Source organism: Segatella bryantii (genome assembly GCF_022024215.1).
GTDB classification, from domain to species: Bacteria; Bacteroidota; Bacteroidia; order Bacteroidales; family Bacteroidaceae; genus Prevotella; species Prevotella bryantii.
The window spans coordinates 1,265,934-1,289,950 of record NZ_CP091798.1 but is presented as its reverse complement, the minus strand read 5'-3'; the positions used below and the strand labels follow the sequence as shown (position 1 = coordinate 1,289,950).

Annotated in this window: 27 protein-coding genes and 2 pseudogenes; 8 read left to right on the top strand and 21 right to left on the bottom strand. The window is 41.6% G+C overall.

Annotated features, from left to right (window positions below; genetic code table 11):
• Nucleotides 1–122: 122 nt before the first annotated feature.
• The gene (locus L6471_RS09485; protein ID WP_237797261.1) at nt 123–1,418 is read left to right on the top strand and encodes an NCS2 family permease; all 1,296 of its coding nucleotides are present in this window, start codon (nt 123–125) and stop codon (nt 1,416–1,418) included.
• Nucleotides 1,419–1,533: 115 nt separating this feature from the next.
• On the opposite strand, the gene L6471_RS09480 is transcribed toward L6471_RS09485, so the two are convergent.
• The 17 genes from L6471_RS09480 to L6471_RS09400 form a co-directional block, all read right to left on the bottom strand.
• Entirely contained in the window at nt 1,534–2,220 is a 687-nt protein-coding gene (locus L6471_RS09480) for a nitroreductase family protein (protein WP_027452803.1), read from the bottom strand.
• An 87-nt stretch (nt 2,221–2,307) separates the two neighbouring features.
• The gene (locus tag L6471_RS09475) at nt 2,308–2,772 is read right to left on the bottom strand and encodes a DEAD/DEAH box helicase family protein (protein WP_237797260.1); all 465 of its coding nucleotides are present in this window, start codon (nt 2,770–2,772) and stop codon (nt 2,308–2,310) included.
• 518 nt (nt 2,773–3,290) lie between these two features.
• Nucleotides 3,291–3,992, bottom strand: a complete 702-nt coding sequence (locus L6471_RS09470; RefSeq protein WP_237797259.1) for a CPBP family intramembrane glutamic endopeptidase — start codon at nt 3,990–3,992, stop codon at nt 3,291–3,293.
• A 21-nt stretch (nt 3,993–4,013) separates the two neighbouring features.
• Entirely contained in the window at nt 4,014–4,583 is a 570-nt protein-coding gene (locus tag L6471_RS09465) for a DapH/DapD/GlmU-related protein (protein ID WP_074548825.1), read from the bottom strand.
• Between the two features lies 1 nt (nt 4,584).
• Nucleotides 4,585–5,127 carry a beta-class carbonic anhydrase gene (locus L6471_RS09460; RefSeq protein WP_027452799.1) on the bottom strand — a complete coding sequence of 181 codons (543 nt, stop codon included), beginning with the start codon at nt 5,125–5,127 and terminating at the stop codon, nt 4,585–4,587.
• Nucleotides 5,128–5,146: 19 nt separating this feature from the next.
• On the bottom strand, nt 5,147–5,953 hold the full coding sequence (locus tag L6471_RS09455; protein ID WP_237797258.1) for a YqiA/YcfP family alpha/beta fold hydrolase: 807 nt from the start codon (nt 5,951–5,953) through the stop codon (nt 5,147–5,149).
• Nucleotides 5,950–6,153 carry a hypothetical protein gene (locus L6471_RS09450; protein WP_074548693.1) on the bottom strand — a complete coding sequence of 68 codons (204 nt, stop codon included), beginning with the start codon at nt 6,151–6,153 and terminating at the stop codon, nt 5,950–5,952. The genes L6471_RS09455 and L6471_RS09450 overlap by 4 nt, the downstream gene beginning before the upstream one ends.
• Nucleotides 6,154–6,283: 130 nt before the next feature.
• Nucleotides 6,284–6,712, bottom strand: coding sequence for a ribonuclease H (locus L6471_RS09445; protein WP_237797257.1), 429 nt, complete (start codon nt 6,710–6,712; stop codon nt 6,284–6,286).
• Nucleotides 6,713–7,220: 508 nt separating this feature from the next.
• Nucleotides 7,221–7,556 carry a helix-turn-helix domain-containing protein gene (locus L6471_RS09440; RefSeq protein ID WP_237797256.1) on the bottom strand — a complete coding sequence of 112 codons (336 nt, stop codon included), beginning with the start codon at nt 7,554–7,556 and terminating at the stop codon, nt 7,221–7,223.
• Nucleotides 7,557–7,667: 111 nt separating this feature from the next.
• On the bottom strand, nt 7,668–7,895 hold the full coding sequence (locus L6471_RS09435; RefSeq protein WP_237797255.1) for a hypothetical protein: 228 nt from the start codon (nt 7,893–7,895) through the stop codon (nt 7,668–7,670).
• A 133-nt stretch (nt 7,896–8,028) separates the two neighbouring features.
• The gene (locus L6471_RS09430) at nt 8,029–8,586 is read right to left on the bottom strand and encodes a flavodoxin (RefSeq protein ID WP_006282629.1); all 558 of its coding nucleotides are present in this window, start codon (nt 8,584–8,586) and stop codon (nt 8,029–8,031) included.
• Between the two features lie 12 nt (nt 8,587–8,598).
• On the bottom strand, nt 8,599–9,066 hold the full coding sequence (locus tag L6471_RS09425; protein WP_237797254.1) for a flavin reductase family protein: 468 nt from the start codon (nt 9,064–9,066) through the stop codon (nt 8,599–8,601).
• Between the two features lie 56 nt (nt 9,067–9,122).
• Entirely contained in the window at nt 9,123–10,241 is a 1,119-nt protein-coding gene (locus L6471_RS09420) for a cupin domain-containing carboxymuconolactone decarboxylase family protein (RefSeq protein ID WP_237797253.1), read from the bottom strand.
• A 69-nt stretch (nt 10,242–10,310) separates the two neighbouring features.
• On the bottom strand, nt 10,311–10,706 hold the full coding sequence (locus L6471_RS09415) for a putative quinol monooxygenase (RefSeq protein WP_237797252.1): 396 nt from the start codon (nt 10,704–10,706) through the stop codon (nt 10,311–10,313).
• Nucleotides 10,707–10,716: 10 nt separating this feature from the next.
• On the bottom strand, nt 10,717–10,863 hold the full coding sequence (locus L6471_RS09410; protein WP_237797251.1) for a hypothetical protein: 147 nt from the start codon (nt 10,861–10,863) through the stop codon (nt 10,717–10,719).
• A gap of 341 nt (nt 10,864–11,204) precedes the next feature.
• The gene (locus L6471_RS09405; RefSeq protein WP_237797250.1) at nt 11,205–12,017 is read right to left on the bottom strand and encodes an aldo/keto reductase; all 813 of its coding nucleotides are present in this window, start codon (nt 12,015–12,017) and stop codon (nt 11,205–11,207) included.
• 37 nt (nt 12,018–12,054) lie between these two features.
• The gene (locus tag L6471_RS09400) at nt 12,055–12,264 is read right to left on the bottom strand and encodes a flavodoxin (RefSeq protein ID WP_237797249.1); all 210 of its coding nucleotides are present in this window, start codon (nt 12,262–12,264) and stop codon (nt 12,055–12,057) included.
• 113 nt (nt 12,265–12,377) lie between these two features.
• On the opposite strand from L6471_RS09400, the gene L6471_RS09395 reads away from it, so the two are divergent.
• On the top strand, nt 12,378–13,199 hold the full coding sequence (locus L6471_RS09395) for an AraC family transcriptional regulator (protein WP_237797248.1): 822 nt from the start codon (nt 12,378–12,380) through the stop codon (nt 13,197–13,199).
• Between the two features lie 58 nt (nt 13,200–13,257).
• On the opposite strand, the pseudogene L6471_RS14275 reads toward L6471_RS09395, so the two are convergent.
• Nucleotides 13,258–13,338, bottom strand: a pseudogene (locus L6471_RS14275) (AraC family transcriptional regulator); the annotation flags it as partial.
• A gap of 209 nt (nt 13,339–13,547) precedes the next feature.
• Nucleotides 13,548–14,054 (bottom strand): STM3941 family protein, encoded by a 507-nt coding sequence (locus tag L6471_RS09390; RefSeq protein WP_094448772.1) that lies wholly within the window; start codon nt 14,052–14,054, stop codon nt 13,548–13,550.
• Nucleotides 14,055–14,185: 131 nt separating this feature from the next.
• Here L6471_RS09390 and L6471_RS14300 point away from each other — a divergent pair.
• Nucleotides 14,186–14,281, top strand: a pseudogene (locus tag L6471_RS14300) (IS982 family transposase); the annotation flags it as partial.
• Between the two features lie 93 nt (nt 14,282–14,374).
• Here the strand turns inward: L6471_RS14300 and L6471_RS09385 are convergent.
• Both L6471_RS09385 and L6471_RS09380 read right to left on the bottom strand, forming a co-directional pair.
• A complete protein-coding gene (locus L6471_RS09385) occupies nt 14,375–14,743 on the bottom strand; it encodes a HipA N-terminal domain-containing protein (protein ID WP_237797247.1) in 369 nt (122 codons plus the stop codon).
• Nucleotides 14,740–15,039, bottom strand: a complete 300-nt coding sequence (locus L6471_RS09380; protein WP_237797246.1) for a helix-turn-helix domain-containing protein — start codon at nt 15,037–15,039, stop codon at nt 14,740–14,742. The genes L6471_RS09385 and L6471_RS09380 overlap by 4 nt, the downstream gene beginning before the upstream one ends.
• A gap of 272 nt (nt 15,040–15,311) precedes the next feature.
• On the opposite strand from L6471_RS09380, the gene L6471_RS09375 reads away from it, so the two are divergent.
• The 5 genes from L6471_RS09375 (at nt 15,312) to L6471_RS09355 (ending at nt 24,002) form a co-directional block, all read left to right on the top strand.
• Nucleotides 15,312–15,512: a helix-turn-helix transcriptional regulator gene (locus L6471_RS09375; protein ID WP_237797245.1), complete on the top strand. Its 201-nt coding sequence runs from the start codon at nt 15,312–15,314 to the stop codon at nt 15,510–15,512.
• A gap of 119 nt (nt 15,513–15,631) precedes the next feature.
• A complete protein-coding gene (locus L6471_RS09370) occupies nt 15,632–17,194 on the top strand; it encodes a type I restriction-modification system subunit M (protein ID WP_237797244.1) in 1,563 nt (520 codons plus the stop codon).
• Nucleotides 17,184–18,311 (top strand): restriction endonuclease subunit S, encoded by a 1,128-nt coding sequence (locus L6471_RS09365; protein WP_237797243.1) that lies wholly within the window; start codon nt 17,184–17,186, stop codon nt 18,309–18,311. Before L6471_RS09370 ends, L6471_RS09365 begins: the two co-directional genes overlap by 11 nt.
• A gap of 13 nt (nt 18,312–18,324) precedes the next feature.
• Entirely contained in the window at nt 18,325–20,265 is a 1,941-nt protein-coding gene (locus L6471_RS09360) for an NACHT domain-containing protein (protein ID WP_237797242.1), read from the top strand.
• Between the two features lie 77 nt (nt 20,266–20,342).
• A complete protein-coding gene (locus L6471_RS09355; protein ID WP_237797241.1) occupies nt 20,343–24,002 on the top strand; it encodes a type I restriction endonuclease subunit R in 3,660 nt (1,219 codons plus the stop codon).
• Nucleotides 24,003–24,017: the final 15 nt, after the last annotated feature.

Here is a 24,017-nt window from a genome sequence, read left to right as displayed (position 1 = left end):
TATGCTGAAAAATTTTCTTAATCGAAATATTTAGAGTACTTTTGCACGAGAAAATTTTCCTAGTGATAGGAATTCCAAGAAGAAAGATTCTAAATATTAAGAATATGTTTCTACATAAAAGTATGATAGCGTCATTATTCGGATTTGATTCCAAGCAACATCGGTTGCAAACAGAAATTTTAGCTGGTCTCACTACATTTCTTACTATGGTATATGTTCTTGCTGTTATACCATCGTTATTTAAACCGTTGGCTACTCAAGGTATGGATAATCCAGCAATTTTTACGGTCACAGCACTTACATCTGCCTTGGGTACTTTTATCATGGCGTTAGCGAAACGTCCTTTTGCTCAGGCTCCAGGTATTGGTTGTGCCTCTTTCTTTGTCTTTACGGTTTGTCTCAGCTTAGGTTACGATTGGCGTTTTGCATTGACAGGAGTATTAGTAGAGGGTATAATTTTTATACTTATTTCGTTAACAGGTATCCGCCAAAAGATAGTTGACGCTATTCCTAGAGTGCTCAGGCAAGCTATTAGTGTGGGAATAGGATTTTTTATAGCTTTCCTTGGTTTTAAGAATGCTGGTATTATCGTGCCAAGCGATGCAACTTTAATATGTTTGGGCGACATAACTCATGGACAGGCTCTATTGGCCATTATAGGCATAATAATTATGGAGGTTCTTTTGATGAAAAACGTAACAGGAGGTATACTTATTAGTATTATTATTACTACCATAATAGGTATACCAATGGGGGTTACTCATATCCATGATTTCTTCTGCACTCCTCCTTCGATAGCTCCGATTGCCATGCACTTTGATTTCTCTAAACTGATGTCTGTCGATATGATAATTCTTGTGTTTACATTGCTTTTCATGGATCTTTTTGATACGCTTGGAACTCTTGTAGGAGTGTGTGAAAATGCAGGTATGGTAAACAAAGATGGCTCTATTCCCAAACTTGAAACGATGCTTACAGCTGATGCCGTCGCTACTACTCTTGGTGCTTGTTTAGGTTCTAGTACGACAACAACCTTTGTAGAGAGTGCTTCTGGTGTTGGTGCGGGCGGACGTACTGGAGTTACATCACTTGTTGTATCCATTTGTTTTCTTTTATCGCTGTTTCTCTCACCATTCTTCCTCTCCATTCCTTCAGCAGCAACAGCTCCTGTGTTAGTTATAGTAGGATATATGATGATGAAAACAATGGTACATATTGATTTAAATGATAAATTCAATGCCTTTCCTGCTTTTATCACCATAATTATAATGCCACTTACATTTAGTATCAGCAATGGTATTCTTATGGGTTTTATCAGTTATGTGAGCATCCGAGTTATTTATGGAAAGTATCGCGAAATAAGTCCGATGATGTATGTCCTTGCCGTTATTTTTATCCTAAAATTTATCTTGTTATAAATCTATTATTGCATGCCTCGTTCATGCCAATAAGCTATATAGGTTGTGTCTATCCAACTTTTATCAGCAAGGTCACCCACTTCGTGGTTACCTTGCTGATAAAAAAAGATATTTTTTATACCCATTCAAAATTTTCTTTTCCTGCTCCAATCTCAAAATGAAGTTTGGCAATGCCTAAATCTATCTTGGTATAACCTATCAAAGAAAAGCTTTTTTCTGCTTTAACCCTGTGAATGTTGTTATCGTTAGTTCCAAGATATTCGAAGTGGAACTTCTGCTGATTGACGGCTGTAGGAGCGAGTAGGGCGGCTGCCACTCCATCCTGGAACCATTTAGGTGTGATGTTGCTAATATTGCTCACTTGTTTGGCAGTCTTACGCTTCATGTTTTTCCCTGGTTCTTTACCATATCCAAGGGCAATCATACAACAGAGTTTTTCATTTTTATCAACGGAGTAGGCTTCCTTAACTTTGTTATAGGTCAGACCTACCCAACAAGTGTTGAGTCCAAGAGTCTGGGCAAGCAGAACTAACTGCTCTCCGTAATAGCCAATACGTTCTGCAAGGTCATCAGCTTTCATTCCTACCATGGCGAAGTAGTTAGTCACTCCGCTGAATGTGCCGTAAGCCATCTTTCCCTTAAATGCCTTTGGCTCGTTGATGACGAGCTGAATGTGAAGATTCCCCAACTTGTTACATTCTTCAACTTTTGATTGTAGCATGTGGATGATGTCCTGTGGAATGGGCTTATCTATGTATTTTCTCACGCTATGGCGTGCCTCTATTGCTTCTAATAAGTTCATAGTTCTTTGTATTTATTATCGTTTAAGAATTAGCGATTTTTTACATGCGTATATGTGCAATGGCAGCTAATGGCACGTGATATTTATTCAACACTTTTGTGTCGAATAATTGTATAGTTCATGCATCATAACCATTTGGAATCGGCTAGAGTTGGTAATAGCATATTCCTTTCCATCTTCTTTATCGGGCTGACAATCTTCTGATTCATCATCATTATGTCCGCAAAATGCGGCTAGTAAGGCTTGATACGTAACAATAGTGAGAAAACTGGGGTTATGAATATCGGTTGATACAATTCCAAAATCTTTCTTTTGTAGAAAGGACGTTTGAATTCGTTCCTTCCATTGGTTTTTAATAGTATTCGTCGGACACAGAATCAGGGAAGCCCGATTCAAACGCGAGATGACTTCTATACCCAAGGTGGTTTTTCCGGCACCCGGTGCAGCAACGATGTGAAGTTTACTGTCACGCAGATGAAAATCCAAATCATCAAGAATCCTTTTCTGATAGCTTCTCCAGACTCCGTTAAAATGAAGTATACTTTTCGTCATACATTAATTTTTTAAAAAGCATCCTATTTTTGTATGTAGAATATTCATATTATTGTTGAATCAACCATTTCCAGCATGGAATAATCTCAAGTACTCCATACTCATTTTCAATGATCCTTTCTTTATCGTAGAATTAAAGCCTTCAGTAACCATGTTCCTATGAACAATTTCGTAGCTTTCAATCTCCTTATGTGGTTCTTAAGGAGATTTATTGAGTAGAGTTTTGTCTACATTAATAATAAAATGCCATATTATATTTTGACACAAAAGTATAAAATTCTATTGAAAAGAGCAAGAATTTTAGGTGATTATTATCATTTCTCATTATTTTATTTTTGTCGAAATAACTTTAATACAATACATCGTTTTCTCGAACTACCTGAAAGGATTACTGAGTGTCTAGACTGTTGGCGCACCACGTTGCTCAAATGGTTGTCAGTGATTGCTAACTTGCAATTATTTTGTTCATCATCATTGAGATTTCTTCTTTCTGACTCTTTGATCTGCTAAATTGGAATTTACCTCTCTCTACTTTGCTGTTTTGGGGATGTACCGACAAAATACCACATAACTATCCAATAGACGATAACGCAGATAAAAGCCGCGGTGAAAGTTGTGTCAGAAAACAGGGCACGTTTCGAGAAATTCACGATGCCATGGAATGCCGCGCAGAAAAGCAACGAATGAGTATCGGTTACCACCTTTCCTATTCCCCATGAAGCGAAAAGCAGAAGTAAGAAGAATGGCAATACACTTCGCTGAGATAAATCTAAATGCCACAGGAACCACATTATTGTGATGATAAGTACATACTGCCATACAGGTAATTTCCTGAGTTCGTATTGCAAAAATCCTCGCCAACCATATTCTTCCAACAAACCATACACAAATGCAAAGAAGCATGTCAAGCCTAAGTCCCATCCGCCGATAATGCCAAAAACGATACATGGTATAACTATAGTCGCAATGGATTTCCTGGCAGACTTGCCTACAAGAGTGTATTCGGTTTTACGTTTGAAAAGGAGCATAGCCACCAATGCTCCGATAGCAGGACCAATCCCAGTGGCAAGTGCTGCGGAAACTTGAAGTGCATAGTTCGTCTCAATAGAAGGGAACTTGTTGACAACAAGCAATGATATCAGGCGCACCAATAAGGCAATGATATAAAAAGTTGCTATTGCACCAATATGAATGTTCTTATCACTTAAGTTCAGTTTCATCGTAAATTCCGATTTATATGATTACACTTCAATCTTTTTGATGACCTTAGCAGGTACACCGCCAACAATAGTATTCGGCTCTACGTCCTTAGTTACTACAGCACCTGCAGCTACTACGGCTCCATCACCTATGGTGACGCCTGCAAGAACTGTTGCATTGGCTCCAATCCATACATTCTTGCCAATGTGGATGGGGGCATAACTCATGCATTGACGCTTGGCGGGGTCAAGGTCGTGGTTTATGGTTGCAAGCACGACATTATGTCCAATGAGTGCACCTTCATCAATGTTGATACCACCCTGATCCTGGAACTTACACCCCATGTTGATGAATACTCGTTCACCAATGACGGTATTTTTTCCGCAATCGGTGTGAAAAGGAGGGAATAAGCCGACAGTCTTAGGCACTTCACGACCCCAGAGTTGCTCTAATAAATCGTGAAGCTGCTCTGGTGTATGATAACTGCCATTAATTTCAGCTGTTATTTTCAGTGCTTCCTGTGATAACTTATGAAACATCATGTGGACTTCGCCACCACCAACGACGGGCTTGCCCGATGCCATATAATCTCTAAATTCTTGTATAGTCATATTATCGTATTTCTTCAAGTTCTCCAGTTTCAGAGTCAATAATAAAGCCACGCACCACAATGTCCTTCGGAACAAGTGGATGGGTTTTGATGGTATCGACAGTCTTTTTTACAGATGTAGGGGTGTCCTTGAATCCTTCCAGCCAGTGATGTAGGTCGATTCCACATTTCTGTATGGTTTCGATAGTTTCGTCTGTTACACCACGGCGGGTCATTTCATGGTGGAAATGGTCAAAGCTCATATGACAGGCTCCGCAATGCGAGTGTGCCACCACCATGATTTCCTTTACCCCCAACTCATAGATGGCTACAATAAGGCTGCGCATGGCAGAGTCGAAAGCAGATATGACCAAACCTCCAGCGTTCTTGATAATCTTGGCATCACCATTCTTCAAGCCGAGGGCAGCAGGAAGCAGTTCGGTTAGTCTAGTATCCATACATGAGAGTACTGCAAGTTTCTTATCTGGGTACTTGTCAGTAATATACTTCTCGTAGCCCTTTTTCTCTACAAAAATTTTGTTGTAGTCAATAATCTGGTCAATCATATATGTTCTGGATTTTTGATTATTTGTCTATTTCAGTAAATCTTGCGAAAATTCGTCCGTCGCGCTCAATGTTCTCGAAAAACATCTTCTCTGGGCGTACCCAGTATCGCATTTCATCATATAGTGCCTGATAGATGACCATTCGCTCCTTAGTTTCTGAGTCGAAAGCCGTGCGAATGTAGCGGTAATTTCCTCCTTTGAAATGCTGAAAGTAGCGAATTCCATCCTCTGGAAGTGGATATTTCATCAGCAACTTTTCGATTAAGGGGACATACCAAGTATGCACTTCATCTGCCGTAGGAGTGTGAGCACCAGGAAAATGGAAAGAATGGTTGTAATGTTCCAAAAACAGAGACTCGAAGTGAGCCAGTGTGTCCTGTTCGCCAAATACCCCCCAAACTTTGTCTTTGTAATAGGGGTTACAATAGCGGAACTGTACGGTTTCCTGCTCAGCAAACTCATGAATCAAAGTTTCATCGATGACAAACTGTTGATTGCCATCCTTGCGAGGTGCCTTGTATTCGTGTTTTCCGATACGTTCTTTCAGAAATCTAGTCATCTGGAAGTGTGGGTTGCCAAGCAGAGCAGGGATGCCAACTATGGGTGCCAACATCTGGGCATAAAAAGATCCGCAGCTGTTGCCTACCAGCAAGTCAGGATGCTCTCTGTCACAGATGTTTCGGATTTCTTCTAGTGCCATCTGTGGATGTGTTGGCAAGTCAGGCGTAAGCACCTCTGCACGACCTTCTAATGCCTCTCTCAGTGCTACTGCAGGTACGCATTGACCGCTGGCAAAGAATCCGTGAAGGAATAGTATCTTCTTCATTTTTCTTCTGTGAATTTATAAACTATCAAAGTTGGAATGATGACCAATAATAGCAATACCGTTTCTGCCCATGCATACGAGCCGAAGTAGTCAACCAAGGTCTGGAATTTCATGACTCCATCTACAAGGAAGACCAGGAAAGCAAACCAGCAAAGCAAAAAGATGCTTGCATACTTGATTTTTCGCTTTTTCAGTTTCATTTGGCATTATTATTATGTTATACCTGTTGATATTGTTTGATTCTTATTTCCAGTTCTGCCAGATTGATGAATCCAGATGTGCGATACACCTCTTTGCCTTCCATGAAAAGTAGAACCGTTTTAAATTGGTCTATATCTTTATTTTCCGTCGCTCTTTCATCGCCTCGGTAGATGCATCATGCGTCTCTATGAGTAAGGGACTCTTATGATATTTCACAATCGAAACCATGGCAGAGTGATGTCGTTTTTTGAACTCAATACATTGTGCAATCAAGTCTGCATTGGCCGACTTTGCTGTAGGGGCTTTGTCGAAGTTCTGGATGTATGCAGCATTTGTCAGGAACACAATGTCAGAGCCATCTGGCAGTTCTTGCATTACCTTAACCATGAGTGTAAGTATCATGCGGAACTCTGTTGTGTGAAGGTCGGCTATAACATCCTTCATGACAATGCTCCCGTTTCTTTCTATCACTACAGCTGCAGCTCCAGCCCGTTCCTTGTGACCATAGTCACACGAACCGCCAATCCATGCATAGTATATATTTGCCTTTTGTGTCATTGTTCCTTCATCCACTGAATGTTGGCTTCATAGGTGACGTCCCCTTCAGCCAAAAAAATATAACCAACTTTTGCCATCGTTTAATTGTTAGTTTTTCGCATACGTGTATGCGGATACACGCATGTATTCAGCAACAAAGATATGAAATTTTCTCCGGATTATTATCAAACTCTTTCTGAAATTGTCATTAAAGTGATTTGTAGCAATGAAACCAACTTTACGTAGTAATTGGTTGAAAACAAGTTTGTTTATGTCCTCGATAAGGCAATTTATAGTGATTTCGAAGTTTTTTGCATCCGTTTGTAAATTTCATTTGCCAGTACGCCTTATGTGGACTATCTATTTTTGAATGTGAATAATATTATTTAACAACAAATCTCCGCAGTTCTGGTACACCTCGTCAAAAATTTCCTGGCATCGTTTTGGATTCATCTTGATCTTGGTGCCTACTGCAATGAAGTCTTGCAGGGTAGGGTAACCTGTCTATCTTATTCATGATTCCTGTATTTTATTTTTGAGTCTTGTAGGCTCTGGTCTTACCTTTGTTTTTACGGATTTGAGTCAGCTCTTCCATGGTGGAATACTTCGGCTCAGTAAAGATGCTTTTTACTTCTGATGTATAGTCCATAGACATTGCGAGGCAGATAAGGTTCTTAAGGGAAATGAGCCCTTTCTGCTCAAATCTGATGATGTTACTTAACGCCACCCCAGACTTCTCTGCCACCTGTTCACGTGTCAGATTCTTCTCGATACGACGTTTACGGAAGTCATCTGCCAAAGCCTTGGCGATGTCGTCTGCATTGTCAAGTGTGTAGTTGTTTAATAGTGATAATATATTATCCATAAATCATTTAAACTTATACTTGTTGCTAATATGTTATCAGTTGCAAAGTTACTAATTATTCTTGTAATTCATTCATTTTTATGCGAAAAAAGAAATGTGTGATAGCTATTTTTAACTGAATTTACAACACCAAGCAAGTCCCTGATAATAACCACGGTCAAGGTTTCTGACTCTTGCTTCAATATCAATTACTCCTTCGTCTATTAAGGCGCAGAGAACGAGTAAACACCATCTGATGATGGTGAACATCGCCGCATCCGCACCTAGTACTTTCTGAAACATGGAAATGTCTTTATCCAAGAACATTTCTGCATCATAAGCACTTTCTTGTTGATACATTTCCATCGTCAAATAAGGCGAATAGACATAATAGTGAAGGTATGTTAGATTAAGAATAATGGCAGCAATAGGGAACCCTTTGCTGCCATACCTGGTGTCTTTATAAACTTACACCTATCTATGATAAAAGTTGCTACTTGTTATTCTCCACCCACTTTTTTAAGTCATCTTTCGTTGAGTGGTTCATTAATTTGCCTTCTTTCCAGTTAATGTTAGGATAAGTAGCTTTTAGGTCTTCGCATGCTTTCTTGATGCTGCTACCGCCAGAGGTAGCGAAGGGGATGACGATCTTGCCCTGAAAGTTGTATGCCTCCATAAAGGTATTGATAATCGTTGGGCAGGTGTACCACCAGATGGGAAAACCTACATAGACAACATCATAGTCCTTCATATTCTGAAGTTTTGAAGTGATGGCAGGACGCGATTTCCTGTCTTGCATCTCCACGCTACTACGGCTCTGCTTGTTACGCCAATCGAGATCTGCATCCGTGTAGGGCTGTTCTGGTTTTATCTCATGTAGGTCGGCACCTGCTACCTCTGCCAGTTGCTGGGCAACGCCTTTGGTTGTGCCCGATGCTGAGAAATAGGCAACCAATACTTTCTGTTTCATATTCTGATTTGTTTTCTTTTGTGAGCAGGCACTTAGACTTATTGTCATCAGTGCCGTAAGTATCAAAACTAACTTCTTCATAACAATGCTTTATTACAAAGTTGCTCCATACGCTTTACCCATCTTCACACAATCGCCTATGATGTCGCCAGTACGTAGATATTTGTAGGTTGGCATCTCAAAGAGTACTGGTTTTAGTTTCGCATAGTCGGGTTTGTTTTTCTCGTCAAGCATGTCTTCCTCGACGTAAGTGTTGAGGATAGTGCAGATATAGTTCTTGAAACCATCAATTTCGTAAGTGTCGATAACCTCACATTCCATCACCAATGGAGATTGTTCGATAATGGGCATGCCAGCCTCACCCAGATTGTAAGGGAAGGTGGCCGACTTGTCAGTCTTAGCTCCACTCACAGTCCCAGTGTAGTCGGCAGCGGCCAGAAATGCCTCGTCGATGATGTTAACGGACAGTTTATCCTGTTCTTCGATGGCCTTCACGCTGTGGTGTGACGAATGTATGCTTAGCAGCAGTTTCGAGTGGCTGACAATGCCGATATGTGCCACCAACAGCCAGTTTACTTGCTTGCTGCCACCCTGACGGGTTCCTCGCTCATCATTTTTTATTTGGCTGCCTCCAGGCTACGGATGCAATTCAGTGCATTAAGCGTACGAGGATAGCCGATGAAAGGAAGATTGGAGGAGATGACGGCAATGAGCATGTCCTTGTCGTTGCCTACGTGGTAGTTGCCGGCAATATGTCCCTTTAGTTGAGGTTCGCACCCGCCTTGAGCGGCAAGGAAGCAAAACGTTATCAGCTCGCGCATCTTCAGATTAAGCCCCGTGCGGGTATAGTAGTCGCCAAAGCAGTTATCAGCAAGCCATCTGTTGATGTGTCGGCTATCCTCCGGCCCCGACTTCCAAAAGTCGAGCATCCCGTCGCCGAAGCAACTGACTTGCGCCTGAGTACCAGCCTCACGACGGGTTTCCATTGTGGTGGTCTGCTGAGAAGCTAGGGGAAGAGTGATGCCACGAGCGGACAGAATCTCATTGGTAGCCGTCAGGAATGGGTGGATGCGTCCCATGCCCAAGTAGGCCGTAGCCTGATATACAATTTCTTTCACTTCAACTGGTGTCACGCCCTTGTCTAATGCCGCAGGAAGCAGTTCGCGGTATTTGTCAATGCCCTGACAGCCTAAGAGTGTTGCTATATAGCAGATATAGCGTGTACGGTCGTCAAGCTGTTTTTTCACCTGTTCCACCACCTCATTGTATGCAAAGGCTTCAAAGCGCTCAATGTATTCGGCATCACTCACACTGAGTAACGCACTGCTGGCGGGCAGCTTGTCGTATTCAGCATCGGTGACAGGCTCCAGCCATTCATTAGAAGCGCCTTCTTCCACCTTCGTCATATACGTCAGGTGTTGCATCCAGGAGTCCTTGGCAGCGCCGTGCCAGTGTTTTGCTTCGGCAGGTATGGCTACAACTACGCCAGGGTGTAGTGCTACAGGCTCCTTTCCCTCTTCTACATACCAGCCGTGACCAGCTACGCAGACCAAAACCTGCACCGACTTGTGGTGGATATGCCAGTTGTTGCGGCATCGTGGTTCGAAGGTGACGTTCACGGGTCCGCCATTGTCGGCATCGAGCGGAGCCAGATAACTGTTACCGATGAAATACTTAGCGTAAGCCGTGTTCAGTTTGCCTTTCGGCCATACATTAAAATTTACATTCTCTTTCATCTTTTCTTGTGCATTTATGTTAACCACTGCTAATAGCAGTGCTAGGATGGTTGTGATAATCCTCATATATTATCTTTGTTTTTTGAATATCTGTTTCATCGTCTCCGGGTCGAGTGGCTTCATTGTGGGCAGTTTTAGGTCTTTCACCATGTGGAGTGTTCCCTGCTTGTATTTTTGGAAGTGGTCGGTCTTCAGATGGCTCTGATAGGCTTCCTCAGAGGCATAGATTTCCAGGATGCGAATTAGGCATGAGTCCTCGGTACTCTGCATCGGGAACAGACAGACGACACCAGGCTCTCGTTCCACACTTAGACGATCCACCTCGTTGGCAAATTCGAGATATTCTTTGAGGTACTGCGGATAGACTTCGATTTCAGCCAGGCGGACTATCATAATCTCGTTTCCTTGTGCTACTGCTGTGATTGGGAGTATAAGCATTGCTATTGCTATTATAAATTGTTTCATGATCTTATAACTATTTTGCTTTTTTATATATACCTTTTAATGCCTCTGGCATCAACAGCCGACCGGTTAAGTAGTGAATGTGGACGCTTCCAAATACGGCATCTCCGCCGAATGCTCCTGCGCCCCAGGCCCAGGTTTCTAATGCTATTTTACTCATATCTTTTTATTGTTTTAGATTTGATGGTGCAAAAGTACGGCGATTTCGTTATTCATAGCCTTACTGATTTACTGATATATCAACCTATTTTACAGATTTTGCATATTCTTCTTTTTTATGTCGGTAAAAATATGTAAATTTGACCTTGAAATGGAGAAAATATTAAAAGTTAACCACGTCAACGACTATGCCCGATACATCCACAAGCGAGGCCCTGTTGATGACACCAGAACAGCGACAAAGCATCGTTACTTCCCAGATAGAACAGGTGCTGGAACTCGTAGCCCGCTCTATGGAGTAATCTGCCAACACCCACTAATACTGATACTTGTTTCATGGTCTTATCCGTAGTTTTTGATGAGGTTCTTCACAAACTGAGGGTCGCCAAAAGGTGTTGTGCCTGCATCGTGCTGGTTTATCTTGGCTATTTGAGCCATATCGTCATCACTCAGCGAGAAATCGAAGATGCCGATATTCTGCGCCATGCGCTCCTTATGGCTTGACTTGGGAATAGCCACGATGCCACGCTGGGTGAGCCATCGGAGGGCTACCTGAGCAGCTGTCTTGTTGTATTTGGCACCGATAGAAGCCAGTAATTCACTCTTTACGATGCTGTCAGTGTCTTGTCCACCGAGTGGATACCAAGCCATCATCTTGGTACCAAACTCGCCGTGAATCGGCTCGATTCCAGTCTGTTGAGAGAGTGTGTTGCATTCCAACTGGTTCACCATTGGCTTTACGTCCACATAGTGGGCAAAGTCGAAGAAGCGGCCAGCCTGGAAGTTGCTTACACCAATGGCGCGAACCTTTCCTGCACGATAAGCCTTCTCCATTGCCCGCCATGTGCCGAAAACGTCACCGTAAGCTTGATGAATGAGCAGCAGATCGATATATTCCGTCTGCAACTTGCGCAGGCTCTCGTCGATGCTCTTGGCAGCCTTTTCCTCGCCAGCATTGGATATCCATACCTTTGTCACAAGGAAAAGATCTTCGCGCTTGATACCACTCTTGCGCCAGGCATTGCCAACGCCTTCTTCATTCTGGTAGGCCTGTGCCGTATCAATCAACCGATAGCCCACACTCAACGCATCACTCACACAGCGTTCACACTCGTCAGGGCTTACCAAAAATACGCCGTAGCCTAGTGTCGGCATCTGAACACCATTGTATAGTTTTCCATATTATTCGTTCTTAAAATCCTAAACCATTCAGCCACTTCTCAACCTTTTTCTTCTCTGTGCGCACCTCGTGACCGTAGATGCTGAAGCCATTTGTGACATTTGCAGCAGGGAAGGCATCCTTCACATCCTCCACACAGTTGGCAAGTCCACTGCCTTCATGGGTGGTGAAAGGGATGACTGTCTTGCCCTTCAGGTCGTTTGCATGCTTCTTAGGTTTCACGATGCAAAGGTAAGAGGTTATTTAGATACTTTTGTTTCACAAATTGCCTCATGATTTTCACTTTTTACCTAAATCGGTCTTTTATATACAAAATAATGTGTAATTTCGCAGCCATGAAGGCAGATTTTCAATATTCCACAGACTTCTACGGGATGAATGTCCTTGAGTTAAGCCACACCTGTATGCACCTGATTTGCTTAGCAGGGGAGGGGAGTTTTGTGTTCAACGAGCATTGTTACCACATTGTGAAAAACGACCTGGTAGTGATACCGATGCCTAACAAGGTAAAGAATTTGGCGGCACATGATGACTTGCAGGTAGAATGGTTTGCTGCTGATTACAAGTTCCTGCAAAACCTGCTACCATCGAACAATTACAGCATTGGTGGCAGTATCTCGCTGAACCAAGACCCCGTCATCAACCTCTCAGATGAACAAGCACAGCATCTGCTGGAGGATTTTCATCGTCTGCGTGACCGCATGGACGACAGCCATTTGCAGTTCTATCGCGAACTGATGGGCAGTCTCTGCCTGACGATGATGTACGACATCTTCGAGGCCCATGCCCAACGTGATGCAACAGACACCCATACCGACCGCACAGCCTACATCGTAAAACAACTGATGGCTCTGCTTGCTACTGGCATCAGCCGAACAGAACGTGATGTGAGCTATTATGCCGAGCGACTGAACGTTTCGCCAAAGTGTCTCTCCGCCACCATCAAACGCGTGACGGGACATAGTGTAACCTCATACATCGACCGTTATACTATCCCCATCTTAAAAGACTATCTGAATGATGAACGCCTGTCCCTCACTCAGATAGCAGAACTTATGAATTTCACGACTCTTTCCTACTTCAGTCGCTATTGCACAAAGCATCTTGGCCAGTCGCCCAGCGAGTACCGTTTAAGTCTTCAGCCAACGTTCGAGTAGTTCTTTATTTATGAATTATTATCGGACACATCCCATCCATTCTATTATATCCAAGAGTTCATATTTGTTGCTGCTTGCGATAATTACTCGGGCTCATACCCATGTGCTGAGAGAAGACGTGTATGAAGTGTGAAAGATCATAATGGGATTGACTATACCGACTTGAATAATAATATCTAGATTAGATGATATAATATAATACATTATGACATAACGTCTTTTCGCATTTCTGCGTGCAGAAGTATTTTTATAGTTGTTCCAAAATATCTTTCTTTTCATGGCATGAGTAGTCAATGATATTTCTTCTGCAATTTCAGCATAAGCTTCGTTCAAACCTCTGTATGCTTGTTAGACCAAATTTTGTTTTTGATGGAGTTCTATCTGCTGTTTCAAATTTGTTGCAAATTCTTCTTGCGAACCATCATAATCAAAATTGCTGATTGTAATCATCGCTCCACCCATTTTATAGTTCATCTTTCTCCACCAAGAAGCTTGACGAAGTCTTTCCATAGTATCGTTTGTATCAATAATTACACATTGTTTGTTTCCGTAGATACCCACAATATTTTCCCATGCAACAAACTCATCCCTTATATACATTCCTTCGTCGGTAAAAGCCACCATTCCTCTGCCTTGCAAAGCATATTTGATGTTTTTGTATAACATGAATATAAATGCATATCCAAAGAATCCGATGCCCAACCAACCTATGGGATGAGCAATTAGGTTGGTACCTCTTCTATCATTGCTGAAATCGTGAAGTGCACAAAATAGACTTCCTCCTATTAAGAGAAAACATATAATTATGAATTTTAAATTTTTGAACCATTTGCGATTTGTAATATTTGACATCATATTATAATTGATTAAAAGTATATAAATAACGTGAGCTTGATGAATTATAAATATCTGAAAATTTGTTGATTAGCGAAAAATATTGTAACTTTATAGTGTAAAAAATCAAAGAATTACAAACAATAATCGCTATGATTATCGAGGACAAAATTACAGAAATATTTTGTGTGGCAGATGAATTTTGCAAGTTTTTTGATGCTGTGATGGCAAAATATACTATAAAGAGTATAAACTCAGAATCAATGTCTTTTAATTCTATTTAAAAGAGTAAGTTTTTTTGCTCATTTTTACTATTTTTCCTTATTTTATTGTTGTCGAAGTTAGTTTTTGATTGCTTTGGTGACGTTCTCGATACCAATGAGATAATCGTAATTGGTGAGCATACGTTTCGGTCTGCCTTCCTGTTGGGCAGTCAGTCGCTCTCTGCGGTCAAGCAGTAAACGTCCCCAGCGATCAGGGAATGAATCTTTGACAAAGCCGAATACATTATCATTACCACGAGGATGCTGCAACGAAGGAACATTCAGCAGGTCACCGCTCAGCAGGATGCCGCCATGTCGTTTCAACCACTGGCGCGAATACTCAAATACAAAATGATCCTTGCCGCGAATATGTTCGTAGCCTAATGTTCCTATCTCTTCGGGAGAGGTTAGAAAGTCAAAATCTGCGTAAACTGTAACCCTTTTCATCGTCTGAGTAATTCTGCATCCTGAAGTTGTCTGCCAAGTGCATCGTCAGCAGCCAGCAGGGTAATGTCGTTTTCCAAGTTAAGTGCAAAGAGTACACGCGCATAGATACCCATGGAAACCGTTGGATCGCCATGTTCAACCTTTGAGACAGTCAGTCTTGTCACAGTAGCTCTGTCTGCTATGTCTTGCATAGACAAATGTCTGCGCTTGCGGGCCAACATGATTTGCTCGCCCATAATCTTCAGGTTCTGGCTCAATGCCCTTGGCATCGTTTTACCAAATGTATTCTTACCCATAATTGTATCTTATTGGGCGCAAAAATAAATAAATATGTTTAATATAACAAACATTTTAAGGGATATTTGTGCTTTAACGCATGTTTTTGGTTCTTTTGTCGTGAAAACAGTACTCCATCAGTCAATCTGGTGGGACTATTTGCTGTTCTTGCTTTCAGAATTTGTCAAAAGACCAATATTTTTGTCTGTACGTTTATACTTTTAGCAAAACTTGATATTTTCTGCTGAAAAAAAGTTATCTTTGTACTCAGTATTATGTAATAACGTATAACATGGAAGGTAAAGATCTAAACCGACTGAAAGTGGTACTTGCGGAGAAGAAGCGCACCAACAAGTGGTTAGCTGAGCAAATCGGTGTTGACCAAGCCACGGTATCTAAATGGTGTACTAACAGTGCGCAGCCAAACTTGGAAAACTTGATGGAAATTGCCAGATGTCTTGAAGTTAACGTCAATGAACTTCTGCGAATGTAATATAGAACGAGCATCGGGCAATACAAGCTTATGCCTTCGAAGAAGGCTCGGAGATGACTTGAAGAAGAATGTGTATGACAAGTGAGTGTTTTTGCATACGATAAAGAAAACAATATATAATGGCAAAGAAAATAGCAAAAGAAAAGGCAATAGAGGAAGCGTTATGGGAATCAGCAAATAAACTCCGTGGCTCTGTTGAACCATCGGAGTATAAGCACGTGGTGCTGAGCCTTATCTTCCTGAAATATGCACACGACCGTTTTATTGAACGGCGCAATGAACTGATGGCAGAAGGCAAGGAGGCATTTGCAGACAACCCCGTGTTTTATAATGCGAAGAATGTCTTCTATTTGGAGCCAGAGAGCCGTTGGGATTTTCTGATTGAGAATGCCAAGCAGAATGACATTGCCATCAAAATAGACAAGGCACTGGCTAAGGTAGAGCAGAGCAACCCTACGCTGAAGGGTGCTTTGCCCAGCAACTACTATGCAGGCCTGTCGCTCGACCGTACAAAGCTTGCGGCATTGCTTGATGAAATCAATAAGATTGATACGCTGAAAGACCCTGAAAACGATCTCATTGGTCGCGTCTATGAATACTTCCTCGGTAAGTTTGCCATTGCCGAAGGTAAGGGTAAGGGTGAATACTATACGCCTAAGACCATCGTCAATCTGATAGCAGAGATGATTGAGCCTTATCGTGGTAAGATTTACGACCCATGTTGTGGTTCTGGCGGTATGTTTGTGCAGAGCATGAAGTTCATTGAGGCACATCACGGCAACAAGCGCGACATCTCTGTCTATGGACAGGAATACACCAATACCACCTACAAACTGGCGAAGATGAACCTCGCCATTCGTGGCATTGCCTGCAACCTGGGCGAGATGGCTGCTGACACGTTCCATAACGATCAGCACAAAGACCTGAAGGCCGACTTCATCATGGCAAATCCGCCATTCAACCAGAAAGCATGGCGGACAGAAAACGAACTGAAGGACGACCCACGCTGGGCAGGTTACGACGTACCTCCTACAAGCAACGCTAACTATGGCTGGATTCTGAATATTGTCTCTAAGCTCTCTGCCAATGGTACGGCAGGCTTCCTTCTTGCCAATGGAGCGTTGAGCGGTGACGGTACTGAGTTGGCAATCCGTCGTCAGCTATTGCAGAACAAACTCGTGGAGGCCATAGTAATTCTTCCACGAAACATGTTCTATTCTACGGACATCAGTGTGACGCTTTGGATTCTCAATAACAACAAGAAGGCACGAACCGTGGAACAGAATGGGCAGATGGTGAAATATCGCAATCGTGAGGACGAAGTGCTTTTCATCGACTTGCGCCAATGGGGAGAACCATTTGAGAAGAAATATATCCAGTTTTCCACAGAACAGATACAAAAGATTGCCGAGAACTTCCACAACTGGCAACGTGTGGGCTATGAGCAGAGCTACCACAACGAACCCGAATATTGCTACTCTGCTACCCTCGACGAGATTGAAAAGAAGGGTTGGAGTCTTGTTCCCAGCAAGTATATTGAGTTCCGCAATCGTGATGAGCAGATAGATTTCGATACTAAGATGCGCCAACTGCAGGCGGAAATGACTGACCTCCTAAAACAGGAAGAGGAAAGCAGACAGCAACTGAAAGAACTTTTTGGAAAGTTAGGCTATGGAATATAAGCGTTTAGGCGACTACATCAGAGAAGTGAATGTTCGTAACAAGGATTTAGAGGCTACGAAACTTGTCGGTCTTACGATTGACAAAGCATTCATTCCGTCAGTGGCAAATGTCATTGGCACAGACCTCTCTAACTATAAAGTTATTCGCAAGGAACAGTTTGCATGCAGTTTGATGCAGGTGAGTCGAGATGGAAAGATGCCTATTGCCATGTTTGAGGAAGACGAAGCTATCATGTCACCTGCTTATCCGATGTTCGAGGTTATTGATAAGACCGTTCTGATACCTCAGTATCTGATGATGTGGTTCTCTCGTAGTGAATTTGACCGCGAGGCAAGTTATTATGCCGTTGGCGGTGTTCGTGGTAGTTTAACTTGGGAGGATTTTTGTAATATGAAACTTTCCGTTCCTTCCATCACTCGTCAGCGTGAAATCGTATCAGAATACGAAACGCTGACCAACCGCATCCGTCTCAACAATCAAATGATTCAGAACCTCGAAGCCACCGCCCAAGCCCTCTACCGCAAAACCTTCGTCGACAACATCGACAAAGAAAACCTCCCCGAAGGTTGGAGAATGGGAATGTTGGGAGATTATGTTGAACTATCCCAAGGAATTCAAGTTGAAGTCGAAGATCAATCACCAATTAAACATAATGGTTATAATCGCTTCATTAGAATAATAGACTATACTCCCAATACTTCAGAGCCGCCAAGATATGTAAATATATCAAATGAAAGGTATTTCTCTACAAGAGGAGATGTCATTATGATTAGATACGGTGATGCGGGTACTGTGTGCCGCAGATTGGAAGGAATTATCGCGAATAATTTGTTTAAAATAACTCCAATTAAAACACTTACTCGTAATTATATTTACCATTTCTTAAAGAGTGATACCATACAGAAATTGATAAAGGGTTCTGCTGCTAGTTCTACTATGCCGGCGATTACTCATAAAGCAGTTAAGGATTTGGAGTGCATTATACCACCAATTTCAGTAGTGCAAGAATTTGATACAATCATTAATATCATAGAAAAGGATATTTGCTTAAAATCAGATGAAATCTCAAAACTAACCGAATTACAGTCTTTGCTTTTGGCGAAGATGGGGCAATAAATAATAAATAGTTATGATACCAGAAGCATTATTAATGAAGGCTGCTAAGCCAGTAATAAACACTCTGATTAAAAATGTTATTACTCCCAAAATAAAGCAATTTGCCGAGCGATGTGATATCGCTTATAACGAATTGTTAATTCCTCGTGGAGAACATTTTGAAGAATATTTGTTTCGTACTTACAAAAAATATAGTATAATAAATACTTTGGTTTTCAAGAATGAACAAAGACTTCTTAAGGATTTATACTTGCCTTTGACTATTTCTAAAGAAGATATGCATTCAAGAAATAAGGAAAGTTTCAAGATTGATAAATATCCCCAAGAACTTATACAGAAATATGATAAGATTCTCATTACAGATACTGCTGGTATGGGAAAATCAACTATGACAAAAAGGATCTTCCTAGATGTTATAGATAATGGATATGGCATACCCATTTATTTAGAAATGAGAAGACTATCCGAAGAAAAGACTATACTGGATGAAATACAAGAACAGGTTAATTCTATCGCTAAAGATTTTAACCGTCAGTTATTATTAGAATTTATTCAAACAGGAGGTTTTGTGTTCTTTCTAGATGGATACGATGAAATCTCTTTAAATGACAGGATATCTGTCACTTCAGATGTGCAAAATTTCATTTCTAAGGCAGGTAATAATGTATTTATTATAACATCAAGACCAGAGCAGGCTTTGGCAAGTTTTGGCGATTTCCAAGTTTTTACGATAAATCCATTAGCGAAAAAAGAAGCTTATGAATTACTCCGTAAATATGACAATCAAGGTGGCACATCTAAATTGTTAATAGATGAGCTTAAGTCAGGACAGTATGGAATGATAAATGAATTCTTGAAGAATCCCTTGTTGGTTTCATTGTTATTTGCAGCATTTGACTACAAGCAAACCATCCCATTAAAGAAACATATCTTTTATAGACAAGTTTATGATGCCTATTTTGATTCGCATGATTTGTCAAAAGGTGACCATTACATCCACGACAAACATTCTAACTTGGATATTGATGATTTTGAACGAGTATTACGTTATGTTGGCTTCAAGTGTCTTAAGTCTCAAAAAATAGAATTTGATAAGGATTCACTTCTTTATATTATAGATGAGGCGAAAGAATTTTGTCCTGATTTGCATTTTACTTCTTCAGATTTTTTAAATGACATACTATCTTCTGTTCCTTTATTCTGTAAGGATGGACAATATTTGAAGTGGGTGCACAAATCTTTACAAGAGTATTTCGCAGCTCAATTTATATATAAAGATTCGAAAGAAAGCCAGGATGCTATTCTAAGCGCTTTATATAATAGCGATAATCTTGATAAATACATGAATATGTTAGATATTTATTATGATATTGACAATTGGGGATTTAGAAAAAATATTTTAAAACCATTATGTGAATCATACATAAAGCATTATGAAGCAAATATTTATACATCTTCAATAGTTGATAAAAAGGAAATAGAAGAACGTATAGGTTATTTGTTCATGAGAGATGTTTGCATATTGAGAGCGGAATTAAGTAATACCCTTGATCTTTTTAAAGAAATTAGAGAAAAAACGAAGCATTTTTTTAAAGGAGAAATTTCGACAATGACTCATTTTCATAGAGACGATGTAGCTATTTCCACATCAATAAATCCTAAAAGGAAAATTTTGTCTATCTTAATAAAAAGACTACCCTTTCTGTTCGGAAATTACACGCATCGGAGGCCAACCGACGACTTTAGTTTGCCGTTCGGCAAGATTGTGCTTATTTCAGTTCATAGTGGTGATAGTTGTTTAGATGAGTTCATCTATTATAATTTTTATATGGGAGCTGCAGCTCGTGAAACTCATTCTTATTTTGATTATATGAGATGTAAAGAAGAAATAAGTAAAATAAATAAAATATTACGTAACAAAGAAAAAACATCCAATTTAATAGAAGGATTATAATATCTGTATAAAGATGAATCATTAATGTCACGTTAAAATAGGGACACTAATGGTGTGAAAGAATAAAAAAGAATACAATGGTAAACGGATTCAACGAACATACGCTGGAAATGGCCATCATGGAACTGTTTGAGCAACAGGGCTACAGCTACGTGAATGGCGAGACGATACACAAGGAACAGACGGAGGTGCTGCTGCGTGATGACTTGCGGATGTATCTGATGGACAAGTATGCCCAGGAGGGAATCACACCTTTAGAAGTGGAGCGAGTCATAGCAAAGTTGACGGCAGACAATGGTGCTCCGCTCTATGAGCAGAATGCACAGACATATCGCTTGATGACTGAGGGTTCCGCTATCAAGCGTGAGGATGCTTCATTGCCAGATTTGTTCGTTGAAGTGGTAGACTTTAAGGATGTTGACAGGAATATCTTCAAGATAGTCAATCAACTGGAGATAAAGGGTACAGAGAAGCGTATTCCCGATGGTATCGTCTATGTGAATGGTCTGCCCGTAGTGGTACTGGAGTTCAAGAGTGCTGTAAAGGAAGACACCACCATCATGAATGCCTATACACAGTTGACGGTGCGCTACAGAAGGGATATTCCAGAGCTGTTCCGCTATAATGCTTTCGTGGTCATCAGCGACGGTGTGAACAATAAATACGGCACGCTGTTTACGCCTTACGATTTCTTCTATGCTTGGCGAAAGGTGGAGCGGACGGATAAGGCAAATGACGGTATCGACTCCTTGCACACCATGATGGAAGGTCTGTTCCGTAAGGATAGACTGCTGAGTGTGATGAAAGACTTTGTGTTCTTCCCTGACACCTCGAAGAGTGAAAGGAAGATAGTATGTCGCTATCCGCAGTTCTTCGCCACCCACAGGCTTTATGAAAACATCTTAGAGCACTCGCATATCAATCTGCATGGCGATGGAAAGGGCGGCACATACTTTGGCGCAACAGGCTGTGGCAAGAGCCTCACGATGCTTTTCCTAACAAGAATGTTGATGCGCAGCCGACATATGGCAAGCCCTACCATTGTATTGATAACAGACCGTACAGACTTGGACGACCAGCTTTCAGCTCAATTCGTTAATGCCAAGCAGTTTATTGGAGATGAGACTGTGGTGAACGTCGAGACACGTGAAGAGTTGGGCAAGAAACTGAGAGGGCGCAAGAGTGGTGGCGTATTCCTGACAACCATTCAAAAGTTTAGTGAAGACATCAATCTGCTGTCTGACCGCGCCAACATCATCTGCATCTCCGACGAAGCCCACCGTTCGCAGACAAATGTGGAGCAGAATGTGACCATTACCGATAAAGGTGTAAAACGCAGCTATGGCTTTGCCAAGTACCTGCACGACTCGCTGCCCAATGCCACATACGTGGGCTTCACGGGAACACCGATTGATGCCACGATAGATGTGTTTGGCGATGTGGTGGATAGCTACACCATGACAGAATCGGTGGCAGACGGCATCACTCGTCGCATCGTATATGAAGGAAGAGCCGCTAAGGTATTTGCCGACCACAAACAACTGGAGGCGATAGAGGCTTACTATAAGCAATGTGAAGAACAGGGTGCCAATGAATACCAGATTGAGGAAAGCAAGAAAGCGGTGACACAGATGAATAAGATTCTGGGTGACCCGAACCGTCTGGCGGTGGTGGCAAAGGATTTCATTGAGCACTACGAAAAGCGAATAGAGGAAGGAAGTACCGTTTGCGGTAAGGCAATGTTTGTGTGCTCAAGTCGCGAAATTGCCTATGACCTGTATAAACAGATTATTGCCTTGCGTCCCGAATGGGAAGAGAAAATTGGCTCAGAAGACCAGACACCAGTAGAGCGCATCCGACTTGTGATGACTCGTGAGAAGGATGATGATCCAAAATTGCGCGAACTGATTGGCTCGGATGAAGACAGAAAAGCGCTTGATGTGCTGTTTAAGAATCCTGAATCAAACTTCAAGATTGCTATTGTTGTGTCTATGTGGATAACAGGCTTTGACGTGCCTTGTCTCGACACGATGTATATTGACAAGCCATTACAGAAGCATACGCTGGTACAGACCATTTCGAGGGTAAACCGCGTGTTTGAAGGTAAGGATAAAGGACTGGTGGTGGACTATATCGGTATCAAGAGCAATATGAACAATGCACTGAAACAGTATGCCGGGGGTGGTGACATGGGTGAAAACGTGGAAACCATCGAACAGAGTGTGACGATGGTGAAAGACGAGTTGGATATCCTGCGCCGAATGTTCCATACCTTCGATTATAGCAAGTTCTCAACGGGTACGCCATTGGAACAGTTGGAATGTCTGAAACATGGGGCAGAGTTCGTACAGGCTACGGAGAAAACGCAAAATCAGTTTATGGGACATGCCAAGAAACTTAAATCTGCTTTCAACCTCTGTTCCAACCATGAGACAATCAGCGATAAGGATCGTGAGGACATACATTTCTTTACGGGAGTAAGGTCTATCATCTACAAACTGACAAAAGGTGATGCTCCCGATGCCTCGCAGATGAATCGCAGGGTGAGCCAGATGATAGCAGAAGCATTAAAGTCGGACGGAGTAGAGGAAGTAGCTCAGGTGAATGCGAATACAAAGGATCTGGACTTGCTGAGTGAAGACTATATGACGAGGCTGGAGAAACTGAAGTTGCCTAATACGAAAGTGAAACTGATGGAGAAACTGCTTCGGACTGTTATTACCGACTTCAAGAAGGTCAATAAGATGAAGGGCGTGGATTTCACGAAACGCCTGAATGCATTGGTGCAGAGATATAACGACCGTAGCGACAATGCCGTGTTTGCCGAAGAAGTGCTCAATGAGGTAGCCAAGCAGATGGCAGAACTGCTGAAGGAGGTAAACAAAGAGAAAAAGTCGTTCAAGGATTTGGGTATCACTTATGAGGAAAAGGCCTTCTATGATATTCTGAAAGAAATAGCTCATAAGTTCGGCTTTGAATATCCAGAAGACAAACTGCTGACATTGGCAGCTGCTGTGAAGAAAATGGTGGATGACAAGTCGAAATATACCGACTGGGCCAATCGTTCTGACATCAAAGCAGAACTGCAGATGGACTTGATTCTGATATTGGCAGAGCATGGTTATCCTCCTGTTCCGCAGGACGAAGTCTTTAAGGAAATCTTTGAGCAGGCTGAGAACTTTAAGAAATATGAGCAAGCAGATGAAAATGATACGGGAAAAACAGCTCCAGTCATTTCCATGTATCCTCAATTTGAGGAAGAAGAAATGATGATGGTAGCTGAACCATTTGAGTGCTATAAATGGAATCGCTTTGATCAGGACATTATAGATTTCTTTGGTGGAGATAAAACCATTCTTGTTGGATGTACCAAGAATAAGAAACAGAAAGACTGGATTCTCACGCATAATATATATAATGTAAGGTTGGGTAAGACTAAGGGATCTATGGAAGAGCATAGAGAGATGTTTGGAAGAACGTCCCTGATAGTCCTATATGAATTTGGTAATCCTGACAAGCTGTCTGCCTATACTATTACAGGACATAAGGAGATGGGGAAGGAAGAACTGAAAGCGATGGACTATCCCAACAAGAATCCTCGCAGAAGTTACATGACTTTCTCTATAGAACCACTCGACATAGATTTAAGCCTTTTGGTTAATCATCGAATGATAGAGAAACTGATTGAATTAAATCCTGAAAACGAAAAGGGAACTCCCGTATTTATTGAACTGTAAAAAAAATAGTGATTG

Coding starts and splice junctions, on each gene's coding strand:
- L6471_RS09450 (WP_074548693.1), bottom strand. CDS start 6,153: ATGAAACTGAAAAAGCGAAAAATCAAGTATGCAAGCATCTTTTTGCTT.
- L6471_RS09410 (WP_237797251.1), bottom strand. CDS start 10,863: ATGAGTAAAATAGCATTAGAAACCTGGGCCTGGGGCGCAGGAGCATTC.
- L6471_RS09455 (WP_237797258.1), bottom strand. CDS start 5,953: ATGAAGAAGATACTATTCCTTCACGGATTCTTTGCCAGCGGTCAATGC.
- L6471_RS09445 (WP_237797257.1), bottom strand. CDS start 6,712: ATGACACAAAAGGCAAATATATACTATGCATGGATTGGCGGTTCGTGT.
- L6471_RS09485 (WP_237797261.1), top strand. CDS start 123: ATGATAGCGTCATTATTCGGATTTGATTCCAAGCAACATCGGTTGCAA.
- L6471_RS09480 (WP_027452803.1), bottom strand. CDS start 2,220: ATGAACTTATTAGAAGCAATAGAGGCACGCCATAGCGTGAGAAAATAC.
- L6471_RS09375 (WP_237797245.1), top strand. CDS start 15,312: ATGGAAGGTAAAGATCTAAACCGACTGAAAGTGGTACTTGCGGAGAAG.
- L6471_RS09380 (WP_237797246.1), bottom strand. CDS start 15,039: ATGGGTAAGAATACATTTGGTAAAACGATGCCAAGGGCATTGAGCCAG.
- L6471_RS09470 (WP_237797259.1), bottom strand. CDS start 3,992: ATGAAACTGAACTTAAGTGATAAGAACATTCATATTGGTGCAATAGCA.
- L6471_RS09475 (WP_237797260.1), bottom strand. CDS start 2,772: ATGACGAAAAGTATACTTCATTTTAACGGAGTCTGGAGAAGCTATCAG.
- L6471_RS09465 (WP_074548825.1), bottom strand. CDS start 4,583: ATGACTATACAAGAATTTAGAGATTATATGGCATCGGGCAAGCCCGTC.
- L6471_RS09420 (WP_237797253.1), bottom strand. CDS start 10,241: ATGAAAGAGAATGTAAATTTTAATGTATGGCCGAAAGGCAAACTGAAC.
- L6471_RS09460 (WP_027452799.1), bottom strand. CDS start 5,127: ATGATTGACCAGATTATTGACTACAACAAAATTTTTGTAGAGAAAAAG.
- L6471_RS09390 (WP_094448772.1), bottom strand. CDS start 14,054: ATGATGTCAAATATTACAAATCGCAAATGGTTCAAAAATTTAAAATTC.
- L6471_RS09365 (WP_237797243.1), top strand. CDS start 17,184: ATGGAATATAAGCGTTTAGGCGACTACATCAGAGAAGTGAATGTTCGT.
- L6471_RS09435 (WP_237797255.1), bottom strand. CDS start 7,895: ATGTATCAACAAGAAAGTGCTTATGATGCAGAAATGTTCTTGGATAAA.
- L6471_RS09385 (WP_237797247.1), bottom strand. CDS start 14,743: ATGAAAAGGGTTACAGTTTACGCAGATTTTGACTTTCTAACCTCTCCC.
- L6471_RS09405 (WP_237797250.1), bottom strand. CDS start 12,017: ATGCCGACACTAGGCTACGGCGTATTTTTGGTAAGCCCTGACGAGTGT.
- L6471_RS09370 (WP_237797244.1), top strand. CDS start 15,632: ATGGCAAAGAAAATAGCAAAAGAAAAGGCAATAGAGGAAGCGTTATGG.
- L6471_RS09430 (WP_006282629.1), bottom strand. CDS start 8,586: ATGAAGAAGTTAGTTTTGATACTTACGGCACTGATGACAATAAGTCTA.
- L6471_RS09440 (WP_237797256.1), bottom strand. CDS start 7,556: ATGGATAATATATTATCACTATTAAACAACTACACACTTGACAATGCA.
- L6471_RS09355 (WP_237797241.1), top strand. CDS start 20,343: ATGGTAAACGGATTCAACGAACATACGCTGGAAATGGCCATCATGGAA.
- L6471_RS09360 (WP_237797242.1), top strand. CDS start 18,325: ATGATACCAGAAGCATTATTAATGAAGGCTGCTAAGCCAGTAATAAAC.
- L6471_RS09395 (WP_237797248.1), top strand. CDS start 12,378: ATGAAGGCAGATTTTCAATATTCCACAGACTTCTACGGGATGAATGTC.
- L6471_RS09415 (WP_237797252.1), bottom strand. CDS start 10,706: ATGAAACAATTTATAATAGCAATAGCAATGCTTATACTCCCAATCACA.